Source organism: Pseudomonas sp. PDM27, assembly GCF_019219205.1.
Taxonomy (GTDB): domain Bacteria; phylum Pseudomonadota; class Gammaproteobacteria; order Pseudomonadales; family Pseudomonadaceae; genus Aquipseudomonas; species Aquipseudomonas laurylsulfatiphila.
The window spans coordinates 281,224-298,055 of sequence record NZ_JAHUWF010000002.1 but is presented as its reverse complement, the minus strand read 5'-3'; the positions used below and the strand labels follow the sequence as shown (position 1 = coordinate 298,055).

The following is a 16,832-nucleotide window of genomic DNA, read 5'->3' as shown; positions in this document are numbered from 1 at the left end:
AGTGCGTTTCCTCGTGGGCAATCAATGTGGGGTTTTGGGGCGCCGGGCCTGCCAGGCGGCGATCAGCAGTCCGAGCAGAATGAACCCTCCAGGGACCAATGTGGCCAGGCGCAGACCACCATCGGTCACCAGCACCCAGCCTTGCCAGTCAGCTTGTATTGCACCGGACAGCCACGATAGTCGGTTTCCCAGGGTTGCGTTGCCGATGAGTTCGCGCAGCAGTCCCATAGCGATCATCAGCGTGACAAACAGGCCACTGAGTCGCAGGCGCTGGCGCCAGCCGTTGTGAAAGAACCCGGTGTGCTCCAGTACGACGCATTGCAAGGCGATCATGGCGCCATAAAAACCCAGATGTTGCTGCCATTGCAGCGACCAGGCTTGTGCCGTGAGTTCCGCGCAACTGGTGAGCGTGGCGGCCAACAGAACGCTGGCCGGCAAGCGGGCCGCCGGGACCAGTCGGGATCGCAGGGCGCCCATGGCCGGACTGAACAACTGGGTCACCACCATGAACATCAGGCACAGGCCAAGTGCGGCCATCAGCGAGTGGGTGGCACCGATCAGCGGCGTCAGCATCAGGGCGTTGCGTAGAGTCGATGAGTTATCCATGGGCAGGGTTCGCGAGCAGTTGTTGCCGGTGTTCATCAAAGTAGCGCAAGGCATCGTGCACGGCATTGATCACCGCTCTTGAGGTGATGGTCGCGCCTGCGATCTGATCGAACTGCCCCTGATCCTTTTTCAGCGCCCAACCGCTGTCACCGGGTTCTGTTCGGGATTTTCCGGAAAAAATCTGCAGCCAGCCATTGGGCCACTCGGCGATCCGTGCCCCCAGCCCAGGTGTTTCCGACTGTTTGAGGGTTTTGACTCCCAGCAACCTGCCATTGGCATCGACAGCGATCAGTAGCTCAATGGCACCGGTGTAGCCGAGGGTTTGACTGCGCAGCAACACGGCGACGGGTTGCTCGCCCCGGGTCGCCAGATAGCCACCCAGCAAGGTGCTGTTTGCCAGGGTGGTTGTTTCGATCCTGATGGGGTGGTCGAGTGGTTGATTGTCGTAGCTGTCTGACGGTATCAGGTCCAGCAGATTCCGGCTGTCGAGCAGGCGCTGTTCGGCTGCAATGCGCGGCGCGCTGCCGAGTTGCACGAAGTACGTCACGCCCATGCCCAGTGCGGCCAAAAACACCAGAAGCGTGATGCTTGATGTCCGGTTCATGACGCCTCCGGCTGTTGTCTGGCCGCCACGAACCGCTCCAGCGCCGGCACGCACAGGTTCATCAACAGCACGGCAAAGGCGATGCCGTCCGGATAGCCGCCCCAGGTACGAATCAGATAAGTCAGGAGCCCGACGCCGACGCCGAACAGCAGTTTTGCCCCGGGGCTTCTGGCGCCGGATACCGGTTCGGTGATGATAAAGAACGCCCCCAGCATCGTCGCACCGGTCAGCTGGTGAAACAGCGGCGAGCCATGGGAGTCGGAGCCCGTCCCGTTCCAGCACAGCAGGCTGATGACGAACAGGCTGGCCAGCATGCCGACCGGTGCATGCCAACTGATCACTCTTCGTTGCAGGAGAAACATTCCGCCCGCCAGAAACGCCAGGTTCACCCACTCCACACCGCGTCCGCCGTAGCGGCCGAATGCCGGATTGCCGGCAAACAGTTCATCCATGGTCAGGCTTTTGTTGATCCGCAGGCTGTCCAGTGCCGTGGCCTGCACCCACGCATCCGGTGCCTGGCCGAATCCGAACACTTGCTGCAAGCCACTCAACAGGTCCATGCCATGGGGTGATGGCCAATGGGTCATGGGTTGGGGAAAGGTCACCAGCACCAGAGCAAATCCGAGCATCGCCGGGTTGAAGGGATTTGAGCCGACGCCGCCATACAAGTGCTTGCCAAAGATCATCGCAAAAGCGGCTGCGCTGAGGGTCAGCCACCATGGGCAGTAAGGCGGCAGCGCCAGAGCCAGCAAGGTGGCACTGACCAGCGCGCTACCGTCACTCAGGGTTGGCCTCAGCGGTTGCTTGCGCCATTGCACGACGGCCGCTTCAACGGCCAGCGCAGCAGCGGCCGCCAGAACCAGGTTGATCAACACGCCCCAGCCGTATAGCCACAACGCGGCGAGCATTCCCGGCAGCGTGGCCAGAAGCACCAGCTTCATGGCCTGCTGCAGGCGCTCATCAACGGTTTCAAGGGCTGGCATGGGCGTTCACCTGGCGTTCGGCTTCGCCGAGTGCGCGCTCCAGGGCTTCGATGTGCTCCGCCGGTGCTTCGTTGGCCTGAGCCTTCTTGAGTTCGGCACGGCGCATGGCCAACTGGATCTTGGCCCGTTTCAGATCGGCATCATTTGATGACACCGTTGCGACTGTCGGCGCAGGGGCTGGTGGCGCGGCGCTTTCCAGTTGCGCCAGGTTTTGTTCGGCGTCTTCGAACTGCTGTTGCAGGACAATCAACTGCGATTGCTGTTCGAAGGTCGGTGGATGTCCGAAGGCTTTCAGCGATTTGTGCAGCTGGGCCCGACTCATCGCCACATCGATCTTCGCCTTTTTCAGCGCGGCATCGGCATTGGCGGCTTTCTGTGCACGGACGCGCTCGAGGGCGGCCTGTACCGGGTCGACTGCCGCTTCGCTAGGTTGCGTGGCACGTTGCCGGGCCTGGCGTTCGGCGATTTTCTGTTGCTCTTCGCGCTGCAATCGGGCATTGCGCTGTTCGAAGCGGCGCCGCGCGTGATCGCGCTTGAGGGTACGGGCCTGCCGCGCTTGCGGTGTGAGGGCCAGGCCCCCGACCACCGGCAATACAGTGTCCAGCGGCAGCGGGCGCATTTCGATGCAGTCCACCGGGCAGGGTGCTACGCAGAGGTCGCAACCGGTGCACTCGTCGATGATCACCGTGTGCATCAATTTGGCCGCCCCGACGATGGCATCGACCGGGCAGGCCTGAATGCACTTGGTGCAACCGATACACTCGGCTTCTCGGATATAGGCGATCTGTGCAGGTGCCGAACCGCGAGTGATGTCCAGTTCCAGCACTGGCACCTTCAGCAACTCGGCCAGGGCCGCGATGGTTTCGTTGCCGCCGGGCGGGCACTTGTTGATCGGCTCGCCGCTGGCAATGCCTTCGGCGTACGGTTTGCACCCGGGGTGGCCGCATTTGCCGCATTGGGTTTGCGGCAAGAGTGCGTCGATGAGTTGAATCAGACTCATGTTTTGATCAGTCCGCTGAATCCGAGAAAAACCACTGCGATCAGGCCGGCACTGATCAGGTCGATCGGCAGGCCGCGAAAGGGCAGGGGCACATCGTTGTCGGCCGTGCGTTCACGCAAATCGGTGAACAGGCTCAACACCAGCCAGAAGCCCAGCCCTGCGCCGAGGCTCAAGGCTGTGGCGTGAAAGAAGCCCTTGTCATCCTGAGCGTTGAGCAAAGTCACGCCCAGCACGCCGGCATTGCCCAGCAACAATGGCCAGAGGCCTTCGAACGACAGTGTCGAAAACACCCGCGCCAGTAGCTTCAGCAATGGGCCGATCAGCAGCACGCTCAATGGCAGAAACACAAACAGACGCAGCGCCGTCAATTGCAGCGGCTCCAGCAGCCAGTGGTAGAGCGCGTAGCCGAGCATGCCCACGAGCAGCATCAGGCATGTCGTCGCAATGCCCAGGGCATGGACCTGACGGCGCTGGCCAGCCAACAGCGGATCGACGCCCAGCGGCCAGTGCAACACGAGGTTGTTGATCAGGGCTGCACTGATAAGCGTCAAAAGCGTTTCGGTCATGATCGTCCCTATCCGATGCTGGATAACCCTGTAGGAGCTGCCGCAGGCTGCGATCTTTTGATCTTGCTCTTACAAAAGCCAAGATCAAAAGATCGCAGCCTGCGGCAGCTCCTACAGGAGTCAGTATGGGCCAGACATGAAAATCCCACAGTCGCGCCAGGCACGACTGTGGGATCGATTTGCCGCAGATCTTACTTGATGCGCTGACCCGGCTTGGCGCCGCTGTCAGGGCTGAGCAGGTAGATCTCTTCACCGCCAGGACCGGCTGCCATCACCATGCCTTCGGAGATGCCGAACTTCATTTTCCGTGGCTTGAGGTTGGCGATCATCATGGTCAGGCGGCCATCGAGCTTGGACGGATCCGGGTAAGCGCTCTTGATCCCGGAGAACACGTTGCGTTGCTCGTCACCGATGTCCAGGGTCAGGCGCAGCAGCTTGTCGGCGCCTTCCACGTGTTCAGCCTTGACGATCAGCGCGACGCGCAAATCGACCGCCGCGAAGGTGTCGAACTCGATTTCCGGCGACAGAGGATCCTTGGCCAGTTCGCCATTGCCGACAGGTGCGGCTTCGCCGGTGTCGGTCTGGCTGGCGGTCAGGTCTTCTTTCGAGGCGTCGGTCATGGCTTGTACCTTGACCGGGTCGATGCGGGTCATCAGCGGCTTGAACTCGTTCAACTGATGGTTGGCGAGCAAGCTCGCGTGGTCGTTCCAGGTCAGCGGTGCGACATTGAGGAACGCCTCGGCGTCGGCGGCCAGCAGCGGCAGCACAGGCTTGAGGAAGATCACCAGCTGGCGGAACAGGTTGACGCCGGTGGCGCAGATCGCCTGGACTTCATCCTGCTTGCCTTCCTGCTTGTTCAGCGACCACGGAGCCTTGTCGGCGATCCAGGCGTTGGCGCGGTCGGCCAGGCCCATGATCTCGCGCATGGCGCGGGCGAAGTCGCGGGCTTCGTAGGCGTCGGCAATGCCTGGCGCGGCGGCCAGGAAGGCTTCGGTCAACTCAGGCGCGGCGTTGGTGTCGACCATCACGCCGGCATTGCCTTTGTGAATGAACCCGGCGCAACGGCTGGCGATGTTGACGACCTTGCCCACCAGGTCAGAGTTGACCTTCTGCACGAAGTCCTCGAGGTTCAGGTCGAGGTCATCGACGCCACGGCCCAGCTTGGACGCGTAGTAGTAGCGCAGGTATTCCGGCGACAGGTGATCCAGGTAGGTGCGGGCCTTGATGAACGTGCCGCGGGACTTGGACATCTTCTGGCCGTTGACGGTCAGGTAGCCGTGCACGTTGATCCCGGTCGGCTTGCGGTAGCCGGCGCCTTCGAGCATGGCTGGCCAGAACAGGGCGTGGAAGTTGACGATGTCCTTGCCGATGAAGTGGTACAGCTCGGCGGTGGAGTCCTTGCCCCAGAACGCGTCGAAGTCCAGTTCCGGCGTGCGGTTGCACAGGTTCTTGAAGCTGGCCATGTAGCCGATCGGCGCATCCAGCCATACGTAGAAGTACTTGCCCGGCTCGTCGGGGATCTCGAAACCGAAGTACGGCGCATCGCGGGAGATGTCCCACTGTTGCAGGCCGGCATCCAGCCATTCGGCGATCTTGTTGGCCACGGCATCCTGCAGGGTGCCGCTGCGGGTCCAGGTTTGCAGCATGGCCTGGAAGTCCGGCAGCTTGAAGAAGAAGTGCTGGGAATCCTTGAGCACCGGGGTGGCGCCGGAGATCGCCGACTTCGGATCCTTCAGGTCGGTTGGCGCGTAGGTCGCGCCGCATTTTTCGCAGTTGTCGCCGTATTGGTCTTCGGTGCCGCATTTCGGGCAGGTGCCCTTGATGAAGCGGTCGGCCAGGAACATTTTCTTTTCCGGGTCGAAATACTGGGTGATCGAGCGCGTGGCGATGTGCCCGGCGTCACGCAGTTTCAGGTAGATCTGGCTCGACAGCTCACGGTTTTCTTCGGCGTGAGTGGAGTGGAAGTTGTCGAAGTCGACCAGGAACTCGGCAAAGTCGGCGCTGTGTTCAGCCTGGACGTTGGCGATCAGTTGTTCCGGGGTGATGCCTTCCTTTTCCGCGCGCAGCATGATCGCCGAACCGTGGGCGTCGTCGGCGCAGACATAGATGCATTGATTGCCGCGGTGCTTCTGGAAGCGCACCCACATATCGGTCTGGATGTATTCCAGCATGTGGCCAAGATGGATCGAACCATTGGCATAGGGCAGGGCGCTGGTGACGAGGATCTTGCGTGGCTCGGACATGGGGCTCGGCTACTTGATGAAACGGAGGTCGGCCACTATAAAGCGCTGGCGCATATTTTTCATCCTGTGAGCCTGTTTCATTGGATGAGCAGCCAGAAAAGATCGCAGCCTTCGGCAGCTCCTACAGGGGGTACTCGTAGGAGCTGCCGAAGGCTGCGATCTTTTGAGGTACGATACCCATCATCTTTTCCAGTCCCGTTTTCGGAGTTGCCCATGAGCGCCGTCAATCGCGCAGCGGTGGAAGCCGTCCTTCGCCAATACACCGACCCTTACCTGAACCAGGACCCGGTCAGCGCCGGGTGCGTGCGCAACATCGACATCCAGGGCGACCGCGTCAGCGTCCAGCTCGAATTGGGTTACGCCGCCGGTCTGTTCAAGAGCGGCTGGGCGCAGATGCTGGAAATGGCCATTCAAGGCCTGGATGGCGTGTCGAGTGCCAAAGTCGATATCACCAGCGTGATCGCCGCGCACAAGGCCCAGGCGCAGATCCCGGGGCTGGCCAACGTCAAGAACGTGGTGGCCGTGGCGTCCGGCAAGGGTGGCGTGGGCAAATCCACCACCGCGGCCAACCTGGCCCTGGCCCTGGCTCGCGAAGGCGCCAAGGTCGGTATTCTCGATGCGGACATCTACGGTCCGAGCCAGGGCATCATGTTTGGTATCCCGGAGCGCACCCGTCCTGAGGTCAAGGATCAGAAATGGTTCGTCCCGCTCAAATCCCATGGCGTCGAAGTGATGTCCATGGCCTTCCTCACCGATGACAACACACCGATGGTCTGGCGTGGTCCGATGGTCTCCGGCGCCTTGCTGCAACTGGTGACCCAAACCGCGTGGGGCGACCTGGACTACCTGGTCATCGACATGCCGCCGGGTACCGGTGACATCCAGCTGACCCTGGCGCAGAAAGTGCCGGTGGCCGGTGCAGTCATCGTGACCACCCCGCAGGACCTGGCCTTGCTGGACGCGCGCAAGGGCGTGGAAATGTTCCGCAAGGTCAACATTCCGGTGCTGGGCGTGGTGGAAAACATGGCCGTGCACATCTGCTCCAACTGCGGACATGCCGAGCATCTGTTCGGTGAGGGCGGTGGCGTGAAGCTGGCCAACCAGTATGGCGTCGAGCTGCTGGCCTCGTTGCCGCTGTCGATGGTCATCCGCGAACAGGCCGATGGCGGCAAGCCGACGGTGATCGCCGAGCCTGACAGTCAGATCGCCATGGTTTACCAGGAGCTGGCCCGTCATGTCGGTGCGCGGATCGTATTGCAGGAAGCTTTGACGCCGGCGATGCCGAATATCAGCGTCAGCGACGATTGATCCCTGTTAAAAGATCGCAGCCTGCGGCAGCTCCTCTCCTACATGGGATTGATGTTCATCCTGTAGGAGCTGCCGCAGGCTGCGATCTTTTGATCTTGCCTTAGATCCGCAACCCGCCATCCATCTCCAGAATCCGACCGGTGTAATAGTCGTTCTCGAAGATGTAAGCCGCCGAATGGGCGATCTCTTCCGGCTTGCCCATGCGCTTGAGCGGAATGCCGGCGGTCATTTTTTCCAGCGCTTCAGGCTTCATGCCCAGGGTCATCTCGGTTTCGATGAAGCCCGGTGCAATGCCGGCCACGCGAATGCCGTAGCGCGCCAGTTCCTTGGCCCAGGTCACGGTCGCCGCAGCGACACCGGCCTTGGCCGCCGAGTAGTTGGTCTGGCCGATGTTGCCGGCACGGGAAATCGACGAGATATTGATGATCGCGCCGCTGTTGTTCAGCTCGACCATTTTTGCCGCGACTTCACGGGTGCACAGGAACACGCCGGTCAGGTTGACGTCGATGACCGCCTGCCACTGGGCCAGGCTCATCTTGGTCATTTCGCCATCCTTGACCTTGAGCAACAGGCCGTCACGCAGGATCCCGGCATTGTTGATCAGGCCGTGGATCGCGCCGAAATCTTCGGCGACCTGGGCGACCATGTGGGTCACTTGCTCTTCGTTGGCGACGTTGCACAGGTAAGCTCGGGCTTCGACACCCTTGGCCTTGCAGGCCGTGACAGCGGCGTCGAGTTTTTCCTGATTGAGGTCGACCAGGGCGAGCTTCGCGCCCTTGCCGGCGAAATACTCGGCCATGGAACGACCTAAACCCTGGCAACCGCCAGTGATAATGATTACTTTGTCAGTGAGTTGCATTCGCATGTCCCCCGGTAGCAGGTCTGAGTGGTTTCCTTGTAGAGAGCCTCTCGATCTGCGCCTGACGTGACCCGGCTACACATGAGAACTGCCCCCGATGGCGTGCTGGGACTTTCACCAGCAGCTTGTCCGTTTTTATGACGGATTCTATCTAAGGAGTCATAAATTGAGCGTTGAAGCGGCTAAGCATGCACGAGAATTGCTCCTCAAGGAATACCGTGGAGTGCTCTCGACACACTCCAAGTCAATGCCCGGTTTTCCGTTCGGCTCCGTGGTTCCCTACTGCCTGGACGAGCAGGGTCGGCCGCTGATCCTGATCAGCCGCATCGCGCAGCACACGCATAATCTGCAGAAAGACCCGAAATGCTCGCTGTTCGTGGGCGAGCGCGGAGCCGAGGATGTGCAAGCCGTTGGTCGCCTGACCTACCTGGCTGAGGCACAGCAGCTCGAAGACGAAGCCTCCATAGAAGCCGCTTCCGAGCGTTACTACCGCTACTTCCCGGAGTCGCAGGGTTATCACAAGGCCCACGATTTCGATTTCTGGGTGCTCAAGCCGGTGCGCCACCGTTACATCGGCGGTTTTGGCGCGATTCATTGGGTCAACGACCTGACCCTGGCCAACCCGTTCGCCGGCAAGGCCGAAGTGAGCATGGTCGAGCACATGAACGCGGATCACGCCAAGGCCATCGCCCATTACGTCGAGCTGGCCGGGCTGCCGAACAATGTGCCGGCGCAAATGGCCGGTATCGATACCGAAGGCATGCACCTGCGAATCGGCCAGAGCCTGTACTGGTTGCCGTTTCAAGCGCCTTGTAATACGCCGACACAAGTCCGCGAAGCCTTGGTTTCTCTGGCTCACGCTGAACATTGGCCGAAAAATGAAGTGGCCGGCGCTTGAATTCACGAAACGGCGACGTCATCTAAGGTGAACTGGCAAGGCATTCTTGCGTTGAGGAACCATTTGATGCGCCCTTTTTTGTTGCTCTTTCTGCTGTTCCCGGTGTTGGAGCTGTTCGTATTCGTCAAGGTGGCAGGGTCTATCGGGTTTTTCCCGGCCCTGCTGCTGATCATTCTCGGCTCGATGTTCGGTGTGTTCGTGCTGCGCATCGCCGGCCTGGCCACGGCCCTGCGTGCCCGTGAAAGCCTGAACCGCGGCGAGTTGCCGGCCCAGACCATGCTCGAAGGCCTGATGCTGGCATTGGCCGGTGGCCTGCTGATTCTTCCGGGTTTCATCAGTGATGTGATCGGCCTGTTCCTGCTGCTGCCGTTCAGTCGCCGTCTGCTGGCGGGCAAGATGCGCCAGCGCGCCGAAGAGCAGGCCATGCGTCAGCGCGCGTTCGCCGACGACCTGCAGGCCCGCGGCGGCCCGGCACCTCGCGAGCCGCTGGGCCGCGAGCCCAACGTGATCGAAGGCGAGTTCGAACACCGCGATACCAAGTAATACGCCCATCGACACGGCACCTTCGGGTGCCGTGTTCGTTTGCGGGGCATCGACCTGAAAAATTTTCGCTACCCGCCCTTGTAATAAGCTTATGCGCCCTTATGTAACGGTCACCGCAAGGTTTCTGGCGAACACGCCAGACAGACTTCCGCGGTTCGCTTGACGAACCGCAACCGGCACCGCCGGCCTTTGTTAAACCCGCCGGGACTACACCGGCCGATGAAAACCACAATTAGGAGAGATCGACAATGAAGCTTCGTCCTCTGCATGACCGCGTCGTCATCCGTCGCAGCGAAGAAGAAAAGAAAACCGCTGGCGGTATCGTCCTGCCAGGTTCGGCTGCTGAAAAAGCCAACAGCGGCGAAATCCTCGCTGTAGGCACCGGCCGCGTACTGGAAAACGGTGAAGTGCGTGCACTGTCCGTGAAAGTGGGCGACAAGGTTGTGTTCGGTCCTTACTCCGGCAGCAACACTGTGAAAGTCGACGGCGAAGACCTGCTGGTAATGAGCGAGAACGAAATCCTCGCTGTTATCGAAGGCTGATTCCCCGCTCATTTTCCCGCTACTTCAAAGTATTTAAGGAATATCGATCATGGCTGCTAAAGAAGTTAAATTCGGCGATTCCGCCCGCAAGAAAATGCTCACCGGTGTTAACGTCCTGGCTGACGCAGTAAAAGCGACCCTGGGCCCGAAAGGCCGTAACGTGATCATCGAGAAGAGCTTCGGCGCTCCGACCATCACCAAGGACGGCGTTTCCGTAGCCAAAGAAATCGAACTGGAAGACCGTTTCGAAAACATGGGCGCGCAGCTGGTCAAAGACGTTGCCTCCCGTGCCAACGATGACGCAGGCGACGGCACCACCACCGCTACCGTTCTGGCTCAATCGATCGTCAACGAAGGCCTGAAGGCCGTCGCTGCCGGCATGAACCCGATGGACCTCAAGCGCGGTATCGACAAAGCGACCATCGCGATCGTCAAAGAGCTCAAAGCCCTGTCCAAGCCATGCGCTGACACCAAGGCTATCGCTCAGGTAGGCACCATCTCCGCCAACTCCGACAACTCCATCGGCGACATCATTGCCGAAGCCATGGAAAAAGTCGGTAAAGAAGGCGTGATCACCGTTGAAGAAGGCTCGGGCCTGGAAAACGAACTGTCGGTTGTTGAAGGCATGCAGTTCGACCGTGGCTACCTGTCCCCGTACTTCGTCAACAAGCCAGAGACCATGGTCGCTGAGCTGGACGGCCCGCTGATCCTGCTGGTCGACAAGAAGATCTCGAACATCCGCGAAATGCTGCCAGTGCTGGAAGCCGTTGCCAAAGCCGGCCGTCCACTGCTGATCGTGGCCGAAGACGTTGAAGGCGAAGCCCTGGCGACTCTGGTTGTGAACAACATGCGTGGCATCGTCAAAGTCGCAGCCGTCAAGGCTCCAGGCTTCGGCGACCGTCGCAAGGCCATGCTGCAGGACATCGCCGTTCTGACCGGCGGTACCGTGATCTCCGAAGAGATCGGCCTGAGCCTGGAAAGCGCAACCCTGGAAAACCTGGGCAGCGCCAAGCGCGTGACCCTGTCCAAGGAAAACACCATCATCGTTGACGGTGCTGGCGTACACGGCGACATCGAAGCACGCATCGCTCAGATCCGTGCCCAGGTTGCCGAGACTTCCTCGGACTACGACCGTGAAAAACTGCAAGAGCGTCTGGCCAAGCTGTCCGGCGGCGTTGCAGTGATCAAGGTTGGCGCTGGTTCCGAAGTTGAAATGAAAGAGAAGAAAGCCCGCGTTGAAGACGCCCTGCACGCTACCCGTGCAGCCGTTGAAGAAGGCGTGGTACCTGGCGGTGGCGTTGCCCTGATCCGTGCTCTGGAAGCACTGACCGAACTGAAAGGCGACAACGCCGATCAGGACGTGGGTATCGCTGTTCTGCGTCGCGCTGTTGAAGCGCCACTGCGCCAGATCGTTGCCAACTCCGGCGACGAGCCAAGCGTAGTCGTCGACAAGGTCAAGAACGGCGAAGGCAGCTTCGGCTACAACGCTGCGACTGGCGAATACGGCGACATGATCGAAATGGGCATCCTGGACCCTACCAAGGTTACCCGTTCGGCTCTGCAAGCTGCAGCCTCGATCGGCGGTCTGATCCTGACCACCGAAGCTGCTGTTGCTGATGCACCGAAGAAAGACGGCGGTGCTGGCGGCGGTATGCCAGACATGGGCGGTATGGGCGGCATGGGCGGCATGATGTAAGCCAGCCTTACCCCTGTACGAAAAAACCCCGCCTGCGACAGCAGGCGGGGTTTTTTATTGCCGGGAATTTGAAAGGCGCCTCGGTCTAGTGTGGGAGCGGGCTTGCTCGCGAAAGCGATGCGTCAGACAACATGTTTGTTGAATGTTGAGCCGCTTTCGCGAGCAAGCCCGCTCCCACATTTTTGATCTGTGTTTCAGGCACTCACCGGTTGTGCTTTGGCAACAGCGTCGGCTCGGGAAGCAGGCCGATAAAGAATCCAGTAATACGACCCCAGGCAAATCAGCCAGCAGAACACCGCCGTCCACAGGTTGTGCGAGAAAAAGTGCGCGCCCTGCATCATCCGGCCGATGGAAAACACCGAACCCAGGGCAAATGCAAAGACAAATGCCGCACGGGCCATGCGCGGGCGACGGTCACGCAGCACGAAGAACAACGCAAACAGGGTGAAACCGGTCGCAGCATGGCCGCCGGGCCAGCAGCGACCGGGCTTTTCGGTGGCCGGGCGCGGGCTGAGCAATTCGCTGTAGGTTTCATGACCGCCGAATTGCTCCAGGCTCCATGGGCATTGCACCGCCGTCACCGCTTTCATCGGCGTGACAAACGACGTCGCCAGCCCCAGCGAGAGCACCAGGCAACCCAGTTCCCGCTTGAACGGTTTGAGCCTGGCCATGAAAAACGAGGCGATGAAGCCGAGGATGGCAAACACCGAGAAGGCGATGACTACCTGCTTGGCGCGATCGTGCAGGATATCCTCGAGGAAGTAACTGTGGCGTCCGATGAATTCCCCGGCGACCGGGTCGTAAAACAGCCTGGCCAGGTCCATGTCCAGACTGGTCAATTCGAGCAACACCAGAATGATCGCGGCAACGGCAGGGACTCCAAGGCACACCCAGAAATTGAGCGGACGAGGAGCGGGGCGGGCGAGGGTCGAAACCATGCGAGTTCCTTGGTCGGTAAAGTGTTCTGAAAGGCGCAGCCGCGCAGAGTTTGAACCCGATTATGTCGTCAACCTGTGAGTCGATAGTGAAAAAGTCGTTAATGCCGCAAACGTTTGATTTCAACGGTTACAGCAGCACGCAATCCTAGCCCTGAGCCACACTTGGCCTTAAGCTGCGCGGGCCACGACGGCCGTTACTGTGGACGGAGAGATACCCATGCGAATTCTATTGGTTGAAGACAACCGCGATATCCTGGCCAACCTGGCCGATTACCTGGGGCTCAAAGGCTATACCGTGGATTGTGCGCAGGATGGTCTGTCGGGCCTGCATCTGGCGGCCACCGAGCACTACGATTTGATCGTGCTCGATATCATGCTGCCCGGCATCGATGGCTACACCTTGTGCAAACGCCTGCGCGAAGATGCCCGCCGCGAAACGCCGGTGATCATGCTCACGGCCCGCGATCAACTGGACGACCGTCTGCAGGGCTTCAAGTCCGGCGCCGATGATTACCTGATCAAGCCGTTTGCCCTGTCTGAACTGGCGGCGCGTATCGAAGCAGTCATGCGCCGGACCCAGGGCGGCGGGCGGCGGACCTTGCAGGTCGGCGACCTGAGCTATGACCTCGATACCCTGGAAGTCACCCGCGAAGGCCGATTGCTGAAACTCAACCCGGTCGGCCTGAAATTGCTGGCCGTGTTGATGCAGAAAAGCCCGCATGTGTTGCGCCGTGAAATTCTTGAAGAAGCGCTCTGGGGCGATGACTGTCCGGACAGCGACAGCCTGCGCAGCCATGTCCACCAACTGCGCCAGGTGATCGACAAGCCGTTCGCCAAGCCGTTGTTGCAAACCGTTCACGGCGTGGGGTATCGCCTGGCCGAGGGGCGTGATGGAGTTTAAGCAGAGCCTCTCCCAACGAATCATCATTGCCTTTGCGCTGATGAGCGCACTGGTGGCGGGTGCCTTTGCCATGGGCATCGTGGCGACTGTGCACCTGGTGGAAGAAAAACTGATTTCGGCAGGCCTGGGCGGTGATTTGCAGCGCCTGTTGCTGATGGACAATGTCACGGACTGGAGCCATCGCCCCGAACCGGACCAATTGTTCTACTTCAGCAACGGACCAGGCGATTTCAGGTTGCCCAAGGATTTGCGCCATCTGGAGCCAGGTTTTCACGAAGTCTTTCGTGAAAACCTGTCGTACCACGCCATGGTCGAAATCGTCGACGGCCGACGTTACGTGCTGTTGCAGGATCAGAGCGACTTCGAAGAGCGCGAGCGGGTGCTGTTTGCCGTGGTGCTGGTGGGTTTCGTACTGAGCCTGGCGCTGGCGGTGTTTCTCGGCTGGGTCCTGGCGCGCAAGGTCATGGCGCCGGTGGTGCGGCTGGCTCGGCAGGTACGCCATCGCGATCAACTGCTCGGCCTGGCCCCCCCTTTGGCCCCGGATTATGCCGCCGACGAAGTGGGCGAATTGGCCGTGGCCTTCGACGCTACCCTCGGGCGCTTGCGTCAGGCCCTGACCCGTGAGCGCTTGTTTACCAGCGATGTCAGCCACGAATTGCGTACACCCCTGATGATATTGGCCAGTTCCTGCGAGTTGTTGCTGGAAAATCCTGGTCTCGATCAGCGCGGTCGCGCCCAGGTCGAGCGCATTGCCCGGGCCTGTGAAGAAATGCGTGAGTTGGTGCAAACCTTCCTGATGCTGGCCCGTGCCCAGCGCGAAGACGCCGGCATGTCGCCGCAGCAGCCCCTGGGTCAGGTAGCCGAGGGCCTGGTCGGTCTGTGGCGCGAGCCCATTGAAAGCAAAGGGTTGAAGCTGATCTTCGAACCGGGCAACCCTGAGGCCAAGAGTTACAACGCGACGCTCCTGCACGCAGTGATGGGTAACTTGCTGCGCAACGCCTTGCATTACACGGAGCGGGGCTTCATTCGCCTGAGCCTGACGGGCACGGGATTTCTGGTCGAAGACAGCGGTGTGGGCATTCCCGAGGAAAAACGCGAGGCGATGTTCGAACCCTTCGTCCGGGGTACTGAAAAGCGCGGGGAAGGCCTGGGCCTGGGGCTTTCACTGGTGCAGCGGATTTGTGAAAACCAGGGTTGGAGCGTCAGCCTGACGACGATGGAGCCCAGTGGCTGCTGTTTTCAGGTGGAGCTATCACGAACTTGATCTGTTGAGTCAGGTCGTCCAGAAAACCCTATCAATTCAGTAAAACCCTGTAATAATTCTGGGTTTCCCATAACGATATTTTCACAAATGGATGACCAGTCACCGACACCACAAAATCTAAGGTAGTTGCATCAGAAGTTCAGGAGACCTGATGATGGACGGCCCGATCAAACTCGATTTTTCTGAAAAGTACGACGATCAACACGCGCAACGCTATTTGCGCAAACATCAGGAAGGTCTCGGTCGTCGATTGTCTCACTGGCGTGACGAACAACTGGCGCGCAAGGCGCTGGCCTTGGTTGGCGAGCCTGGTTTGGTCCTCGATTTGCCTTGTGGTGCAGGGCGTTTCTGGCCCTTGTTGGCGGAAAAATCCAACCGTGTGATCATCGGTGCCGATAACTCGGAGTCCATGCTGAAGGTCGCCACCCAGGCGCAACCGGCCGATGTGGTGAAGCGGGTACAACCCTTGCACACGTCTGCATTCGACATCGCCTTGCCGGACAACGCCGTCGACAGCATTTTTTGCATGCGCTTGCTCCACCACATCGGTGAAGCCAAGCATCGCATGGCTATCTTGCGTGAATTCGAGCGGGTTTCCCGCGACAGCGTGATCCTTTCGCTGTGGGTCGATGGCAACTTCAAGGCCTGGAAACGCAAGCGTTCGGAGAAATCCCGTGGGCAGGAAGGTTACCAAAACCGGTTTGTGTTACCGGCCGCTACCGTAGAGAAGGAATTTGAGCAGGCGGGTTTCCGGATCCAGGAACAACTGGACTTTTTGCCGCTCTATGCCATGTGGCGAGTTTACGTATTACGCAAGAGGTAACAGGATGGCAGTGCAGTGTGCAGCAGAAACGGAAGTCGTTCCCCAGGACCGCTTCGATTACTTCTGGAATCAGCGCGGTGAATGGGTAGAAGAGCCCAACGTCCGTCGCGGCGGGGAAAGCGGCGTTCAACGCCTGATGGGCAGTGATGGTCAACTGCTCTACGTCAAGCGCCAGACCGGGCATATCCATCGTAGCTTGCAGCACCCTTTCGGGCGGCCTACGGTCATGCGCGAGCATGTCGCGCTCACCGGTGTAACCGCGCTTGGCGTACGGGTTCCGGAGATCGTGTTCTGTGGGGCACAGCGCGATCCTGTGCACAAGTGGCGTGCCCTGCTGGTCACCAAGTCACTGGACGGCTTCGAGGAGATCGATCGCTGGTACGCCGGTGGCGGTCGCGAGCGTCATGGTGAAGCCATTAACGAACGAGTGCTCAAGGACCTGGCTGAAAACCTGGCTCGCATGCACAAGGGCCGCTGGCAACACGGTTGCCTTTACGACAAGCACGTATTCGTTCGCGTGACCGGTGAGGGCGAGACGGCCAAGGTCGAAGTGGCCCTGATCGATCTGGAAAAATGCCGACAGCGTCTGACGACCCATCGCGCAGCTGTTCATGACTTGAAGCAATTGCGTCGCCACTCGTCGTTCAGCGACGCAGACTGGAAAAAGCTCGTCTACTTTTATGAGACGGCGTTTGGCAGCGCTATCAAGGGTTTATAGCGATGAAACTCGAAATTGCACGAGGTTTGTTTCTGGTAGGAGCCTTGGCAGTTGCATCGATCGCGATGGCAGCCTGGGAGCAACCACGCCCCCAGGTTCTCAGCTCGATAAGCGCAGAAGAACATTGTCCGTTGCCGCGGGTTGCGAAGGCATCCGTGGCCACTCGACCCGATCATGATTTGTTGCTATTCATGTTCGGACTTTCTCAGGGATTGAGGCCGCAAAGTTGAACCGATTGAAGCCAAAATGAAAGGCCTCGCACCAACGAGGCCTTTTTTTTTGCCCGGATTTTCAACCTGCACGATTCAATGTGGGAGCGGGCTTGCTCGCGAAAGCGGCT

Annotated in this window: 18 protein-coding genes; 10 read left to right on the top strand and 8 right to left on the bottom strand. The window is 59.9% G+C overall.

Features of this window, described 5'->3' with window-relative positions; genetic code table 11:
- Positions 1–21: 21 nt before the first annotated feature.
- The 6 genes from KW838_RS06730 to metG all read right to left on the bottom strand — a co-directional run bounded on the left by KW838_RS06730 (position 22) and on the right by metG (position 6,002).
- Positions 22–606, bottom strand: a complete 585-nt coding sequence (locus tag KW838_RS06730) for an Rnf-Nqr domain containing protein (protein WP_218500747.1) — start codon at positions 604–606, stop codon at positions 22–24.
- Positions 599–1,210 carry an RnfABCDGE type electron transport complex subunit G gene (locus tag KW838_RS06725; RefSeq protein ID WP_218500746.1) on the bottom strand — a complete coding sequence of 204 codons (612 nt, stop codon included), beginning with the start codon at positions 1,208–1,210 and terminating at the stop codon, positions 599–601. The genes KW838_RS06730 and KW838_RS06725 overlap by 8 nt, the downstream gene beginning before the upstream one ends.
- Positions 1,207–2,193, bottom strand: coding sequence for an RnfABCDGE type electron transport complex subunit D (locus tag KW838_RS06720; RefSeq protein ID WP_218500745.1), 987 nt, complete (start codon positions 2,191–2,193; stop codon positions 1,207–1,209). Before KW838_RS06720 ends, KW838_RS06725 begins: the two co-directional genes overlap by 4 nt.
- Positions 2,180–3,193, bottom strand: a complete 1,014-nt coding sequence (rsxB, locus tag KW838_RS06715; protein WP_218500744.1) for an electron transport complex subunit RsxB — start codon at positions 3,191–3,193, stop codon at positions 2,180–2,182. Before rsxB ends, KW838_RS06720 begins: the two co-directional genes overlap by 14 nt.
- Positions 3,190–3,759, bottom strand: coding sequence for an electron transport complex protein RnfA (locus tag KW838_RS06710; RefSeq protein ID WP_218500743.1), 570 nt, complete (start codon positions 3,757–3,759; stop codon positions 3,190–3,192). The genes rsxB and KW838_RS06710 overlap by 4 nt, the downstream gene beginning before the upstream one ends.
- 191 nt (positions 3,760–3,950) lie before the next feature.
- Positions 3,951–6,002, bottom strand: a complete 2,052-nt coding sequence (gene metG, locus KW838_RS06705; RefSeq protein ID WP_218500742.1) for a methionine--tRNA ligase — start codon at positions 6,000–6,002, stop codon at positions 3,951–3,953.
- Positions 6,003–6,215: 213 nt separating this feature from the next.
- Here metG and apbC point away from each other — a divergent pair, with 213 nt between their 5' ends.
- Positions 6,216–7,310: an iron-sulfur cluster carrier protein ApbC gene (gene apbC / locus KW838_RS06700; RefSeq protein WP_218500741.1), complete on the top strand. Its 1,095-nt coding sequence runs from the start codon at positions 6,216–6,218 to the stop codon at positions 7,308–7,310.
- A gap of 100 nt (positions 7,311–7,410) precedes the next feature.
- Here apbC and KW838_RS06695 read toward each other — a convergent pair whose 3' ends face one another.
- Positions 7,411–8,169 (bottom strand): SDR family oxidoreductase, encoded by a 759-nt coding sequence (locus tag KW838_RS06695; protein WP_102698445.1) that lies wholly within the window; start codon positions 8,167–8,169, stop codon positions 7,411–7,413.
- 166 nt (positions 8,170–8,335) lie between these two features.
- On the opposite strand from KW838_RS06695, the gene KW838_RS06690 reads away from it, so the two are divergent.
- The 4 genes from KW838_RS06690 to groL all read left to right on the top strand — a co-directional run bounded on the left by KW838_RS06690 (position 8,336) and on the right by groL (position 11,848).
- Complete coding sequence (locus KW838_RS06690) at positions 8,336–9,067, top strand: HugZ family protein (RefSeq protein ID WP_218500740.1); 732 nt, start codon at positions 8,336–8,338, stop codon at positions 9,065–9,067.
- 66 nt (positions 9,068–9,133) lie between these two features.
- A complete protein-coding gene (locus KW838_RS06685; protein WP_015096676.1) occupies positions 9,134–9,610 on the top strand; it encodes an FxsA family protein in 477 nt (158 codons plus the stop codon).
- 248 nt (positions 9,611–9,858) lie between these two features.
- Positions 9,859–10,152, top strand: coding sequence for a co-chaperone GroES (locus tag KW838_RS06680; RefSeq protein WP_007985847.1), 294 nt, complete (start codon positions 9,859–9,861; stop codon positions 10,150–10,152).
- Positions 10,153–10,201: 49 nt separating this feature from the next.
- Complete coding sequence (gene groL / locus KW838_RS06675; protein WP_102698443.1) at positions 10,202–11,848, top strand: chaperonin GroEL; 1,647 nt, start codon at positions 10,202–10,204, stop codon at positions 11,846–11,848.
- A gap of 194 nt (positions 11,849–12,042) precedes the next feature.
- On the opposite strand, the gene KW838_RS06670 is transcribed toward groL, so the two are convergent.
- Positions 12,043–12,786: a phosphatase PAP2 family protein gene (locus KW838_RS06670; protein WP_218500739.1), complete on the bottom strand. Its 744-nt coding sequence runs from the start codon at positions 12,784–12,786 to the stop codon at positions 12,043–12,045.
- 217 nt (positions 12,787–13,003) lie between these two features.
- On the opposite strand from KW838_RS06670, the gene colR reads away from it, so the two are divergent.
- The 5 genes from colR to KW838_RS06645 all read left to right on the top strand — a co-directional run bounded on the left by colR (position 13,004) and on the right by KW838_RS06645 (position 16,722).
- On the top strand, positions 13,004–13,687 hold the full coding sequence (gene colR, locus KW838_RS06665) for a two-component system response regulator ColR (protein WP_007985839.1): 684 nt from the start codon (positions 13,004–13,006) through the stop codon (positions 13,685–13,687).
- Positions 13,677–14,951, top strand: coding sequence for a HAMP domain-containing sensor histidine kinase (locus tag KW838_RS06660; RefSeq protein ID WP_102698441.1), 1,275 nt, complete (start codon positions 13,677–13,679; stop codon positions 14,949–14,951). The genes colR and KW838_RS06660 overlap by 11 nt, the downstream gene beginning before the upstream one ends.
- Before the next feature lie 154 nt (positions 14,952–15,105).
- Positions 15,106–15,774 carry a class I SAM-dependent methyltransferase gene (locus KW838_RS06655; RefSeq protein ID WP_218500837.1) on the top strand — a complete coding sequence of 223 codons (669 nt, stop codon included), beginning with the start codon at positions 15,106–15,108 and terminating at the stop codon, positions 15,772–15,774.
- Positions 15,775–15,778: 4 nt separating this feature from the next.
- Complete coding sequence (locus KW838_RS06650) at positions 15,779–16,492, top strand: lipopolysaccharide kinase InaA family protein (RefSeq protein ID WP_102698439.1); 714 nt, start codon at positions 15,779–15,781, stop codon at positions 16,490–16,492.
- A gap of 2 nt (positions 16,493–16,494) precedes the next feature.
- Positions 16,495–16,722, top strand: coding sequence for a hypothetical protein (locus KW838_RS06645; RefSeq protein WP_102698438.1), 228 nt, complete (start codon positions 16,495–16,497; stop codon positions 16,720–16,722).
- Positions 16,723–16,832 lie beyond the last annotated feature (110 nt).

Coding starts and splice junctions, on each gene's coding strand:
- KW838_RS06730 (WP_218500747.1), bottom strand. CDS start 606: ATGGATAACTCATCGACTCTACGCAACGCCCTGATGCTGACGCCGCTG.
- KW838_RS06725 (WP_218500746.1), bottom strand. CDS start 1,210: ATGAACCGGACATCAAGCATCACGCTTCTGGTGTTTTTGGCCGCACTG.
- KW838_RS06720 (WP_218500745.1), bottom strand. CDS start 2,193: ATGCCAGCCCTTGAAACCGTTGATGAGCGCCTGCAGCAGGCCATGAAG.
- rsxB (WP_218500744.1), bottom strand. CDS start 3,193: ATGAGTCTGATTCAACTCATCGACGCACTCTTGCCGCAAACCCAATGC.
- KW838_RS06710 (WP_218500743.1), bottom strand. CDS start 3,759: ATGACCGAAACGCTTTTGACGCTTATCAGTGCAGCCCTGATCAACAAC.
- metG (WP_218500742.1), bottom strand. CDS start 6,002: ATGTCCGAGCCACGCAAGATCCTCGTCACCAGCGCCCTGCCCTATGCC.
- apbC (WP_218500741.1), top strand. CDS start 6,216: ATGAGCGCCGTCAATCGCGCAGCGGTGGAAGCCGTCCTTCGCCAATAC.
- KW838_RS06695 (WP_102698445.1), bottom strand. CDS start 8,169: ATGCAACTCACTGACAAAGTAATCATTATCACTGGCGGTTGCCAGGGT.
- KW838_RS06685 (WP_015096676.1), top strand. CDS start 9,134: ATGCGCCCTTTTTTGTTGCTCTTTCTGCTGTTCCCGGTGTTGGAGCTG.
- KW838_RS06680 (WP_007985847.1), top strand. CDS start 9,859: ATGAAGCTTCGTCCTCTGCATGACCGCGTCGTCATCCGTCGCAGCGAA.
- groL (WP_102698443.1), top strand. CDS start 10,202: ATGGCTGCTAAAGAAGTTAAATTCGGCGATTCCGCCCGCAAGAAAATG.
- KW838_RS06670 (WP_218500739.1), bottom strand. CDS start 12,786: ATGGTTTCGACCCTCGCCCGCCCCGCTCCTCGTCCGCTCAATTTCTGG.
- colR (WP_007985839.1), top strand. CDS start 13,004: ATGCGAATTCTATTGGTTGAAGACAACCGCGATATCCTGGCCAACCTG.
- KW838_RS06660 (WP_102698441.1), top strand. CDS start 13,677: ATGGAGTTTAAGCAGAGCCTCTCCCAACGAATCATCATTGCCTTTGCG.
- KW838_RS06655 (WP_218500837.1), top strand. CDS start 15,106: ATGGACGGCCCGATCAAACTCGATTTTTCTGAAAAGTACGACGATCAA.
- KW838_RS06650 (WP_102698439.1), top strand. CDS start 15,779: ATGGCAGTGCAGTGTGCAGCAGAAACGGAAGTCGTTCCCCAGGACCGC.
- KW838_RS06645 (WP_102698438.1), top strand. CDS start 16,495: ATGAAACTCGAAATTGCACGAGGTTTGTTTCTGGTAGGAGCCTTGGCA.